Origin of the sequence: Methylobacterium sp. J-059 (assembly GCF_022829485.1) — a bacterium.
GTDB lineage: Bacteria > Pseudomonadota > Alphaproteobacteria > Rhizobiales > Beijerinckiaceae > Methylobacterium.
The window spans coordinates 1-12117 of record NZ_JAKSYA010000131.1; the positions used below are offsets into that span (position 1 = coordinate 1).

At 62.4% G+C, this 12117-nt stretch carries 10 protein-coding genes; 9 read left to right on the top strand and 1 reads right to left on the bottom strand.

Translation table 11 applies throughout. The features are described from left to right. The first annotated feature begins 1007 nt into the window (after nucleotides 1-1007). The 3 genes from MKK55_RS19055 (at nucleotide 1008) to MKK55_RS19065 (ending at nucleotide 4042) form a co-directional block, all read left to right on the top strand. On the top strand, nucleotides 1008-1349 hold the full coding sequence (locus tag MKK55_RS19055; protein ID WP_243937147.1) for a hypothetical protein: 342 nt from the start codon (nucleotides 1008-1010) through the stop codon (nucleotides 1347-1349). A 294-nt stretch (nucleotides 1350-1643) separates the two neighbouring features. After that, nucleotides 1644-3053 (top strand): replicative DNA helicase, encoded by a 1410-nt coding sequence (locus MKK55_RS19060; RefSeq protein ID WP_243937148.1) that lies wholly within the window; start codon nucleotides 1644-1646, stop codon nucleotides 3051-3053. After that, on the top strand, nucleotides 3053-4042 hold the full coding sequence (locus MKK55_RS19065; protein WP_243937149.1) for a DUF1376 domain-containing protein: 990 nt from the start codon (nucleotides 3053-3055) through the stop codon (nucleotides 4040-4042). The genes MKK55_RS19060 and MKK55_RS19065 overlap by 1 nt, the downstream gene beginning before the upstream one ends. A 50-nt stretch (nucleotides 4043-4092) precedes the next feature. Here the strand turns inward: MKK55_RS19065 and MKK55_RS19070 are convergent, their stop codons facing one another. After that, on the bottom strand, nucleotides 4093-4725 hold the full coding sequence (locus MKK55_RS19070) for a recombinase family protein (protein ID WP_243937150.1): 633 nt from the start codon (nucleotides 4723-4725) through the stop codon (nucleotides 4093-4095). Between the two features lie 1043 nt (nucleotides 4726-5768). On the opposite strand from MKK55_RS19070, the gene MKK55_RS19075 reads away from it, so the two are divergent. The 6 genes from MKK55_RS19075 to MKK55_RS19100 all read left to right on the top strand — a co-directional run bounded on the left by MKK55_RS19075 (nucleotide 5769) and on the right by MKK55_RS19100 (nucleotide 12098). Beyond that, a complete protein-coding gene (locus MKK55_RS19075) occupies nucleotides 5769-6176 on the top strand; it encodes a hypothetical protein (protein WP_243937151.1) in 408 nt (135 codons plus the stop codon). Between the two features lie 173 nt (nucleotides 6177-6349). After that, complete coding sequence (locus tag MKK55_RS19080) at nucleotides 6350-6787, top strand: hypothetical protein (RefSeq protein ID WP_243937152.1); 438 nt, start codon at nucleotides 6350-6352, stop codon at nucleotides 6785-6787. 184 nt (nucleotides 6788-6971) lie between these two features. Continuing rightward, entirely contained in the window at nucleotides 6972-9455 is a 2484-nt protein-coding gene (locus tag MKK55_RS19085) for a hypothetical protein (RefSeq protein WP_243937153.1), read from the top strand. 104 nt (nucleotides 9456-9559) lie between these two features. After that, nucleotides 9560-10594 (top strand): tyrosine-type recombinase/integrase, encoded by a 1035-nt coding sequence (locus tag MKK55_RS19090; protein ID WP_243937155.1) that lies wholly within the window; start codon nucleotides 9560-9562, stop codon nucleotides 10592-10594. A 252-nt stretch (nucleotides 10595-10846) separates the two neighbouring features. Further along, complete coding sequence (locus tag MKK55_RS19095) at nucleotides 10847-11119, top strand: hypothetical protein (protein WP_243937157.1); 273 nt, start codon at nucleotides 10847-10849, stop codon at nucleotides 11117-11119. After that, nucleotides 11112-12098, top strand: coding sequence for an AAA family ATPase (locus MKK55_RS19100; protein ID WP_243937158.1), 987 nt, complete (start codon nucleotides 11112-11114; stop codon nucleotides 12096-12098). Before MKK55_RS19095 ends, MKK55_RS19100 begins: the two co-directional genes overlap by 8 nt. The last annotated feature ends 19 nt before the right edge of the window (nucleotides 12099-12117 follow it).

Below are 12117 nucleotides of genomic sequence, written 5' to 3' on the forward strand. Positions count from 1 at the left end.
TCTCCTTGCGAGGGGGGGGGGGGGGGGGGGGGGGAAACCCCATCTTTTTTTTCACCACCCCCCTTCCCCATGTTGGGGGTGGGGGGGGGTAAATTAAAAAAGTGCCCCCTCTGTGGGGGGGGGGAAGGGGGAAACATAAGGGGTTTTTTTTTCTGTTGTTCTTTTTCACTGGGGACGCCCGTCTCACTGAAAAAAAGATGTGTTGTATTGCCTTGATTTTTTTTTATCTCTCGATAGGAGTTTTTGTTGGGAAACAAGATGGGAGTGTTGGGTAGAATAGGTGACGACTTGAGTGAACAGCAGTGAGGGTAGGTGGCAGTGGCGGACGCAGGAACGGACACGGGCGAGAGAGAGAGGCTGCGGACGAGGGGTGAAGGAGGGACGGGACAGGAGCAGCGAGAGGGGGAGTGGGGCGCAGAGAAGTCGCCGCACTGAGGGACGGCGTCGGCACAGAGTCCAGGGTGGGGGGGCGATGCAGCGGGGAGGAGGGGGTAGACCCAACCTGTTTTCATCAACACCGCTTTCCCAAGTTCAGGCTTGGAGGAGGTATAGTCTACAAAGGTCGCCCTCTTCGGTGCGGAGTAAGGGCGACATACAAGCGGCTTGTATGCTGGCTTGGCCTTGCATCTGCGAAGCCGGTCCGCCTGATATACAAGCGGCTTGTATATGCCGAGATTGATTTAATCGCTCTCGAGACCGTAATTTTGTGCGAGAAGCGCTTGCGCCCCAAAAGGAACGGTATAAGAACGAAAAAGGCCAGGGCGAAAACCCTGGCCTTCTAAACCACACCGCGGCGAATGCCGGCAAAGCTTGACGCGGTGCGCAGTCAATCGAGCATAAGTGCTCGATGTCCGTGAGGACCGTGTTGCTATAGCAGACCCGCATTCGTCCGACAAGATTTTGCGGCGATAGAGGGGCGGTGGGTGATACCGGGGAGCGTTGAGCATCCTTCCATCATGTTGCCGAACAGTCCTATGGGCATCGTGCCGACCAAGAGGTCAGTACGCATGATCAACACCGAAGCACCCGACCTGAGTTCGTCACCTTTCAGCCGCCCCGCCGTGCTGCGGCCGTACATTCCAGGGGAGGCTCTAAGCAGCCGATCGGCGGCAAAATTTGCTGGGGTGACGCCGCAGACGATAGCTGCGTGGGCAGAAAAACATAAAATCGGCAGGGTAATTCAGAGAAAGTTGGTTATATCCCGAATTGCCCTACAAGCCTTGCTGGAGGACGAGCAGGAAATATTGAGCGCTTATTTGTCAGGCGACCGGGAAAGCCCGAACGTTCGTCTAATGTATACTCGCCTCGGCATAGAGTTGCCCGCTTCGCAAATCGCCGCAGCGGAGTAAAGCCATGGCCATCGCGCGTCGTCCCGCAGGAGCATCAACTCCGGCGAATGCATCGTCCTGCCTTAAGCGAAACAAAGTCTCTACCGTCGCAACGGTCAGAAAGAGCAATTTTGAGGAGATACGAGTCGGCATCGAGGCAGGCTCAGGATTCACATGCATCGATGTTCGTGTGTTCGCCATGCCGACCAATGGTAGGGGCGAACCCTGCGCCACGAAATCTGGCATCCGCGTAGCCCGCGACCGACTGCCTGCGTTGATCGAGGCCCTGCAGGCCGCAGAGCGGGAGGCGTCGCGATGAACGCGCTCTCCGCGTCGTTAGACGCCACCCCGCCGAACGCTTTGGAATCCGAGCAGGGGCTGCTCGGCGCCATCCTGCACCACAACGATGCGATCGACCGGGCGCGGGACTTCGTCCAGCCGGACGACTTCTCCGATCCGATCCACCGACAGATTTTTGTGGAGATGGTCGCTCGTCGCGATGCCGGGGAGGCGATCGATCTCGGACTGATGAAGGCCGTCCTCGGCGACGCGGACCTCGGTGGTGTCACCGTCGGGCAGTACCTCGTCAACCTGATGCACGGCGCCACTACCATCAGCAACGCCCCCAGCTACGCCAGACTGGTCGCGCAGGCAGCGCGGATGCGAACTGTCTTCGAGACATCGCAGTTCGGCATCGCAGCGATGACTGGCAGCACCGTGCATGACCCGGCCGAGACCGCCGGCAGCATGATCGAGGCGCTGGACGCGGTGGCCAGTGCATCGCTCGCCGACCACGCCCGGCGTGTCTCGCTCGGGACCAGTACCGCCAACGTTCTTGCTCGGGCCAACCAGGTTCGTCAGGGGGCGGCACCCAACGGAGTGCCCTACGGCGTGCCTAGGCTTGATGCCGCGACGCTCGGCATGCGGAGCGGGCAGCTCATCATCCTGGCCGGCCGGCCCGCCATGGGCAAGACGACGGCCGGCCTACATGTGGCCATTTCGGCCGCCCAGCACGCTGGCCCTGTCGGCTTCTTCTCCCTGGAGATGGACGCCGACCAGCTCAGCGAGCGGATTCTTGCCGCGGTCGCTTACGACCCGCACGCACGAGACGCGATCTCCTATCGTGCTATCGCCGAGGCGAAAAACCTTTCGAACGAGGCGATGGAGCGTCTGATTGAGGCGCAACGGACCTGCAATGGCATCCCTCTGTGGATGGAGCAGCAGTCCGGACTGACGTTAGCCCAGATTGCGGCCCGAGCTCGTCAAATGCGCCTACAGGCTGAGCGACGGGGCCAGCCACTCTCGGCGATCATCATTGACCACATCAGTTTGATCCGTCCGTCCAAGCGATACTCGGGCAATCGGGTGCAGGAGATGACTGAGATCTCCTCTGGACTGAAGGGGCTTGCGAAAGATCTGGGCATCCCTGTAGTCGCACTTTGTCAGCTCAACCGCGAAGTAGAGAAACGCCCAGATAAGCGCCCCATGCTTTCGGATTTGCGGGAGAGCGGATCAATCGAGCAAGATGCTGACGTGGTTCTCGGACTGTTTCGTGAGTCTTACTATTTGGAACGAAAAATCGACAGAACGGACGAAGAGGAAGTCCGTCTGGTAGATAGTCAAAATGAGCTGGAGATTGAAATTCTCAAGCAGCGGTCAGGGCCAACGATCCGGGTCACTTGCTTTTGCGATATTGCCTGCAATGTGCTGGCGGAGATGCGGTGATGGTGGGCTTCTATAAGCATGACATCCCGGCATGGATGGACGGTACCGAGGCGCTGAGCGACGGTGCCTATCGAGCCTACCACGTCATCGTACAGCTCATCATGCTCACCGAAGGGCCCATCGCCCGGAACGATCGCGGTATCGCCGGTCGGTGCAACCAGACGCTCAAGACCTACTCACGGAACCTAGCTGAACTGATCGCCGCGGGGAAGATCCAGGTGGTGGACGGCAAGCTCGATAATGGCCGGGCGGCGAGCGAGCTCGTGGCGATCCGCGCCAACCGGGCGAACGCGTCCAAGGGGGGCAAAATTTCGAGAAAATCTGAAAAAATCTCAGAAAATCTTGAGAAAACTCCGGCTGACTTGAAAAAAATCCAGGAAAGCTCGAAGGTCCACGCTACTAACTCGTTGAAAAATAACGATCCGATCCAAGCACCGCTTAAAGACGGTGTAAGCCTAAAAGAGGAGAGAAGAGAAGACTCCCCTATAGTCCCCAAGGGGACGGACCCAGAGGGCTTCGCCGAGTTCTGGCAGGCCTACCCAAAACGGGACGGCGACAACTCCCGGAAGACGGCTATCAGGGCCTACAGCAAGGTCATCGGCCGTGATGTCACTCCAGCGGCCATCCTGAGCGCTGTGCGAGCCCATGCCGCCGACATGCGCGCCAAAGGCAAACTCGGGACCGAACTCGTCCCTATGGCTTCGACTTGGTTGAACCAGGGGCGCTTCGAGCGCTTCACCAACGCGCCAGAGGCTCATAGTGAGGCCGTACAGGCCGATCCGACTACACGGCTCGCCAAGGTGCCCGAGGACGAGTGGCGGGCCCGTGTGAGGACCTGGAAGAGCCGCTGTGGCTATTGGCCATGGCAGCAGCTCACCCCGACGCCGGACGATCCGCGAACGAAGGTGCCGGCGCACGTCCTCGCTGAGTTCGGGATCGACCATGGCGGGAGTGGTCGCCCCTCCCTCAGGCTGGTCGCAGCGGCATGATGGCCCCCGGGATATCCGTCACCTGGGGGCGCATGGTCGGCCCACGCCCATCATGCACCCCACCGGGCAAGCGCAGCTTCGGCCTCGCCCCTGCTGTCACGGATGCGGTAGATGGTGCCGCGTGACAGGTTGGTAGCCTTGGCGACCGCCTGGACGGCCTCGCCCATGTCGAGCATCGAGACCACCGAGTCGAACTGAGCGCGGTTGTAGCTAGGCTTCCGGCCGAGGTAGGCATCGTCGCGGCCCTTGGCGTGGTCGATCCCGGCACGCTGGGCTTCCTTCGTCGCCTCGGCCTGGGCCTGGGCGGTCGCGGCCATGAAGGCGATCAAGGCATCGCGCACAGCCATCTGCACCGGGTCGGTGGTGGAGCCGTCGAAGGTCATGGCGTTGATGACGGTGCGGACGATGACGCCGCGTCGCATGAACTCCCGGATGGTCTCGGTCACGTTCGCGTAGTTGCGGCCGAGCCTATCCACCCAACGGACCACCAACACGTCGCTGGCCCGGAGCATGTCGAAGAGCCGGCGGCCTTGGGCACGCTCAGCCAGGACGGTGGAGACGCCGGACACACCTTCATCCGCGACCACCGCGTCGATCTTGAAGCCGGCGGCCTCGGCCTGCTTGCGCTGATGCGCGATCGTCTGATCGGCGGCGCTGACGCGGGCGTAGAGAATGGTCTGCATCGGGGCTGACTTTCGTCCGTTGCGGTAGTGTCCGCATAGACGCATGTCCAAAAGTCGAGAAGCAACCCTAGCGGACAGGCTTTTTGCATCCCGCCCTTCGTCCGCTACGGCATACCCTTGCGGACAGGAAAACTTTCCAATCCAGCGCGATCCAGTCCGGACCGGTCCGGATGCGCAGGTAGGCCGCCCCGATCGCCATGAGAAGCGCGGCCGCTCCCCACCAGCCGTGAATATCCCGGGCGATCCCGGGGCCGGCTGTCATCGTACCAGCAACCACGGACCTTCCATGACCTGCACCACTCTCGTTGCCTCAGCTCCCGAGGCGGCTCCCGCCCGCTTACCCGCTCGTGTCGTTCTTGCCGGCTGGATTGCCGCCCGGGAGGCTAAGGCAGCGATCCCAGGTGCGGACTTCTACGATGCCATTGCTGCTGTGGGATTGTCACAGGGCCGGTTGTTGAGGAAATTGACCACCTCATGAAGCAGGGCAAAGTGGCAACCACCGCTCGGCGCCTTGCTGCGATCGGTGATCGGCGGGGTGATCCTACCGGATTAATTCCGGCATCGTTGGAGCGGCATCCCTTTTTATAGACGGGAAGTACTCGACCGCTTCCCGCGATTTGGTTGCAGCCCTCCCCTCGCAGGTTCGCTCACCATATTCGGTAAGACGCTGAGATATCGGAAGAAATCTACCTCCCTCGCCTAGTTCGAGTTGCCAAGGCAGAGAACCAGAGCCCGGGTACTTCCCGAAGGGGAAACACGTCCCTTAGGGCCATTTCCCCCCTGAAACCGGGCAAAACTCTACGGAAATCGGCAGTTTCGATCCCAAAACCGGGACAAAACGAACCGTTTCTACCGCGCGGATTGCGAACCCTTCCCCCGTTCGGGCCGCCGCCGGTCGGCCCGCCGCCCTGGCTCGTCGTCCATGGCGATCCCCCTGCCCGAAGATGCAGGGCCCCTCAAACCAGTACCTGCACCGCCCTTAGTGGCGGCCTCCCCGACCTCGGGCCCTCACAGGCCGAGACACACCACCAAAAAGGTCTATCATGTCCGTGAAAATCCTCGAGGCCGGCGAGAAGGCCGCGTCCGTAGCCACGCCGACCCCGTCCGAGACGATCATCCGCGCGGCCCCGGCCCGCAAGATCGCCGAGATCACGCTGCCCAGCGGCCGCGTGTTCTGCGTGCGCCGTCTCGGCCCGCTGGACCGCATGCTCGCCTCCAAGGCGATCGGCTCCGACCTCGTCTCGAACGCGCTCTACGCAAACTATGCCCTGGTCGCGTGCTCGGTGACCTCCATCGACCGCTCCCCGGTCTCGATGCCGTCGTCGCAGGCCCAGATAGAGGCGCTCGTCTTCCGGATCGGCGAGGACTGGGAGGACCTGACCGAGGAGATGAACCGGGCGTTCAAACCCGCCGAGGCTGATGCGTTCGATCCGGACGCCGTAAAAAATTGACAGAGGACACCGCTCTTCAGGAGTGCATGGCACTCATTGAGGGTGGTGTCCCTTTCGATGTGGCGTTCAGCCTAGACCCAACGATGCGCCAGGCCATGTGCATCATCAGAGGGATCAGCAAGGGCGGCGACTTCGATTGGGGCTCATGGCGGTTCCGGTCGAAGGAGTAGGCGATGGCGCGCAGCTTCAACTCCATCGGCGCTTTCGTCGCCTACATGACCGGGCGCATCGCCACGCTGCCCGCGGCGCAGAAGCGCGCACTGGGCGAGGCGTCCGAGGTGGTGCTGGCCGAGGTGAAACGGCTGCCAGGCACCTACCAAGCCGGATGGCCGGCCTTGCAGCCCGAGACGATCGCGCGGAAGGCGGCCCGCGACAGTCCCCTCCTCGAGACCGGGGAGATGCGCGACAGCTACGCCCGCAAGGTCGTCAGCGCCACCGAGGCCGTCGTCGGGTCCGATAGCAACAAGGCGCTGTGGCATGAGCTCGGGACGTCGCGCGGGATCCCGCCGCGGCCGGTGCTCAAGGCCGCAGCGATCGCCAAGGAGGGCGAGGTGCGCACGATCCTCGGCGGCGCGGTCTATCGGCACCTTGCCGGCATCACGAACCGCTAGAAGCACGTCCTAGCACGGGGCGATCGAGGATGAGGTGTTCATCGCCCTTTCCTTAATCGCCGCCGCACGCCCGTCACGCAATATGACAATCCTTCGATGATCGAAGGCCGAATAATTGGTGCAAAGCAACCGCTGTATTTGTCTATTTGGATGCGGCGTCTCCTCCGGCACAGCAAACATGTGAGTGCTGCTCGTGGATATCTATCGAATTCAAACCAGCATGACGCTGGGCGGGAACCTCGCCCCGGAACTAGCGAGCATGCTGAAGGCCATGGCTTCCCTCGAAAAGAACGCCAAGGGGGTTGAGAAGGCGATCGGCAAATGGAGCTCCCCGGTCGATCGCGCCGCATCCTCGGTCGACCGGTTCGGCAAATCGCTTTCTGGGGCTCATCGTAGCGCGAGCGGCGTTGAGAAGGAGCTTGTCCGGATCAGCCGGGCGATGTCTGGTTTGAAGGGCACCAACGGCGGTCTCGACAGGGACTTCGCGCGAATGGCTGCCGCGCTCGGCAAGCCAATCGTCGAGATGAAGACGATGAGGAGCGAGACTCAAGGGGTCGCGAGCGCCGCGCGCGGTATCACCTCCTCAATTTCGGGTTGGACGAGCAAGATAAATTCGGCCGTAAGCGCCATCAAGCGCATGCAGGCGGCAGCGCAGAATATTCACATGCCGACCGTGCCAAGGACGGGCGGCGGCGCGGGCTATACGGGTGCCGGCCGGGGGCATGGCAGCGGGCACGGCTTCGGGGCGCACCAAGCCAGGGGCGTCGCTGGAACGTATCCCGCCCTCGGCGCGCCAACCGCGAGCGTCCACTACCTTGAGGAGATCCTGGCGCAAGCCGGCGGTGTCGATCAGGTGGCGGAGATCCAGCGCACGCAAGGTGGCATGATCGGCGGCCGCGCGATGTCCGCTGCCGAGCTTGGCGAGGAGATCCAGAAGAACAAGGCGGCGGCGTTCGCCGTCGCCGGCTCTCAGCGATACACCGACCCGCTTCAGAACATGAAGACGATCACCGACCTCGCCGACCTCGGCAAGGGTGATTATGCGGAGGCACGGCACCTTTTGCCAGCTTTTGCCAAGATGAACTTCACCACCAGTTTGATCGGTGACGAAGATATCAAGTCCAAGATGCAGGAGAAGGGGCAAAGCCGCTACTTGGCACGCGCCCTCGATCAGATGGGCGTGATGGCGAAGCCGGAAGCCGAGCAGGACAAGTACTTCAAGGCATTCACCACCGGCGCGGTCGGAACCCGCGGCATCTTCGATGGGCGTCAATTGTTCGGCGCGGTCAGCAAGTCGGGCGGCACAGCGACAGGCTGGTCGCCCGAGTTCGTCGCCGGCGCGCTTCCGATGCTGGTCGAGCAGATGACGGGTTCGGGCGTCGGTGATGCGAGTTATATGCTCTCGAAGCACATGCTCAAAGGCCAGATGAGCAACAAGGCCGAGACCGCAGAAATGCTGGGCCTCGGCCTTCAGAGCAAGTCGAACCTCAAATCGAACGGCAAAGATTTTCAGGCTAACAGCGTCATCGGGTCGGATGTCCTGAAGCGCAACCCGTTTGAGTGGTTCGAAAAGTACTTTATCCCCGCCCTGGAAAAGAAGGGTATCACCTCGAAAGAGGATCAAGACGCTAAAATCAACGACCTCACGTTTGCTAAAAACTACGCCAAGATGTTCCACGAGTTCCTGGAAAATCGCGACAACATCAAATCCAACATTACCCGCTTCAGCGCTCAGGGCGACACGCAGGGCCTCATCGACAATACGATGGGCGGGCAGCTTAACATGCTGACACAGGGTCTTAAGACGTTCGGCACGGCGATGGCCGATCCTGAGGTCGGGAATGCCATCTCTGTGCTGAGGGACGTAGGGCAAGCCGTCAGCGGTCTGGGCAAGGCGCTTCACGAAAATCCGGGCGCTGCACAAGGTACGTTCGCCGGCGTTGCTGCGTTGGGGGGCGGCATTGCAGCGGCTGGTGGGGCCGCAGTGACGATCGCAGCGGTCAGTGCATTGTCGCTGCCGGCGCTCACGATCGGCTCGATCACGGCGCTCACGATCGGCACGTTCCTGTTCCCCTGGGACAAGCTCTACGACGCGATGGGCTGGAAGCCGGGCATCGCCGTAGGTGGCAAGACCGACAACGGCGTCACGTCCAACCCATCGGATATGCTCCCCGGCGTACCGTCGGAGGGCAAGGGTCCCTACGACATCGCCCGGGACAAGGCCCGGGCCGCTGGCACCCAAGGACTCGGGCTCTCACCCGAGAATGTGACTGCCGCCATTGAGGCCGCTAACGCAGCGCTCGGCCGCACGAGCAACGTGGCACCGCCGGCGGCAACGGGGCTCGAGAAGGTCAGTGCTGCCGCTGGCGGCATCCCTGGAGCTCTCGATGCTGTCGCCGCGGCGATCTCCGGTTTCATCGCCCGGCTGAACGCCTCAGCCGTCGCCGGACCGCCCGCTGCCGCCCCTGGCAAGCAGTCCTCGGTGATCCACCGTGGCGGCGCGGCTCCGATCCACGTTGCGACGTCAGTCCACCTCGACAGCCGCGTGGTTGGCCGTTCGGTTACCCGCCATCAGGTCGCCGAGGCGAACACGCGGAACGGCACCGGGCTGTTCGACGACAACAGCTTGAAAACGCCGGTTGGATACAGCGGGCCGACAGTCGCGTAGGGAGTCCGAGCCTGTAAAACCGCGGCCTCTGAGTGCTTTTTAGCGATCCCAAAATCGCACCTCAGGGGCCGATAAGAGTACATTATCGGACGCATGGGAAAACCATGAGTAATGATCTGATCCTAATCGAGAATTTGACCGCCGAGTGCCTTCCGGTTCCGATCGAAATTCAAGCGTTTGCGGACCAAGCCCGAGACTATGCCGATCAGGCCCGATCGATGAGCACCCGGCGGTCCTACGCGAGTGATGTCCGGACTTTCTCATCGTGGTGCGAGGCTCACAACGCCTGCCCCTTGCCAGCTAGCACCGCGACTGTGTTGGCTTACCTCATCGACGGTGCTGGGCGGCTCAAGGTCTCGACCCTACGCAGGCACCTGGTCGCCATCCGCAAGCACCATGCGGCCGCTGGGCATGTGATGGACACAGGTTCGGCGGCCTTCAACGACTCATGGCGGGGCATCCAGCGCGATCGGGGCCGGCCGGCTGACAAGAAGGCTCCCCTGGTGACGGATGACCTTCGCCGGGCCGTCGAAGCGCTTCCCGCGACGCTGACCGGAAAGCGTGACCGAGCGCTCATCCTCGTCGGATTTGCCGCCGCGCTGCGTCGCTCCGAGCTCGCTTCGCTCGAGGTCATGGCTCGCGATGGCGCCTCCTGGATCGCGGATCGGCCAGAGGGTCTCGTCATCCACCTGGGGCGCACCAAGACGGATCAGGGCGGCGTCGGCGCCGAGGTCGGCGTCCCGTTCGGCTCGAACCCAGAGACTTGTCCTGTTCGAAGCTACCGGGCTTGGCTAAAGGGGGCCAAGCTCAAGGCCGGTCCGGCGTTCCGACCGATAACCCGCCACGGGAAGGTCGGTGAGACGGCGATCACCGGCCGGGCGGTCGCTCGGATCGTAAAACGGGCTATCGTCGCTCAGGCGATGGCTGATGGTGTTTCGCGTAAGCAGGCTGAGCAGCGGGCAGAGGCCTTTGCCGGTCACAGCCTTCGCTCGGGCTTGGCGACCTCGGCCGCCGCCAACGACGCGCCAGGCCACGCGATCCAACGCCAACTGCGCCATCGGAAGTTCGATACGACCGCCGGTTACATCCGGAGCGGGAAGCTCTTCAAACAGAACGCGGCCGGCATGGCTGGCTTGTGAGCTCCACTGGGGTCCCTTCAGCATTTGATTTGACGATTTGCACTCGCTTGGCTCCGGGGCCGGAGGCGGGCGATCGCTCTGCAACAAATCTCAAACTACCGCATGACCCTTGCTCTTACTTCCAAAAAATGAAATTTATGCAAGATGCGAGGACGGCCAAAAAAACAATCTGATCCCGAGCTGCTGAGCAGGGTAAGGGCAACATGCGCCAGTGAGGGGCTGGGCGGGGCCGACGTCGTCAGGGGGACCGGCTTGTCAGCAGCAACGGTCAGCCGCGCGCTGAAAAATGGAATGTTCTCGGCGAAATCCGCAAGGCTTTTGGAACAATTTCTATCCGATCCGATCGCGCGGCGGGCGGCCCAGCGTAGCGGGGCCTCGACAGACGAGGCGCAAATACGGGAAGCATTGCATTTATTGCGAGAAATGGTCAGATTAGCTCCGCTGCTGCGGGTCGGCCTCCATGCCGCTCTCGACCGCGGCGCGAAGACAGGGCAGACGGTGGAGGGGCGAGGCGGCGATGGCTAGCGCACAGCAACTGATCGGCATGATCCGTAGCCACGCGGCAGGCGACGACGACCGCTTCCTGTCGATCGCGGAGGAAATCGCCGGCGAAGCCGGCAGAGCGGGACGCAGCAAGGTCGCAGCCGACCTTACCGCCCTCGTCGCGGGCTTGCGCGCGGATGGCCGCGGCACGCGCCGAGGCAGCGATCTAACATCGCTGGCCGCCCCGCGCGGCGAGCTCGCGAACTTGCTGCGTGCGGCTTACTCGGAGACCGTGCTGTCAGACCTTGTCCTAAGCCAAGCTCTCGGCCACCGCCTCGGGAGACTGGTGCGGGAGCACCGGGAGCGAGACAAGCTGGAGGAGCATGGCCTCGCCCCGAGACGAAAATTCCTGTTCTCGGGTCCGCCCGGTACGGGGAAGACTATGACCGCTTCCGCGATCGCGGGAGAGTTGAACCTCCCGCTGTTCACCATCATGCTGGACGGCGTCATAACGAAGTACATGGGCGAGACTGCCGCTAAGCTGCGCCTCATATTCGATGCGATGCATCGCACGCGAGGGGTATACTTCTTCGACGAAGTCGATGCACTCGCAACCCGACGCGGAAACGACAACGACATCGGAGAGGCCCGCAGGGTCCTGAACTCGTTCCTCCAGTTCCTAGACGAGGATCGATCGTCGAGCGTGATCGTCGCCGCCACCAACCACCAATCCCTCCTGGACCCCGCGCTCTTCCGCCGCTTCCACGCGACGTTCGCCTACGAGAAGCCGTCGTCGTCCGAGGCGCGGCGGGTCTTAGGCAACCACTTGCTGCAGTTCGACACGGCATCGCTCGATTGGGGACGGCTCGATGAGGCAACCCGAGGCCTTAGCCACGCCGACCTGACCGCGGCGGCGGATGACGCCGCGCGCGACGCGGTCCTGGATTTCGACGGACGCCTTGAGACCGGCTTGCTTCTCCGTGCGCTCTGTGATCGGTCCGAGCAGGATGCGACCGGTTAGAAGTAGTCACGCAGCGGCA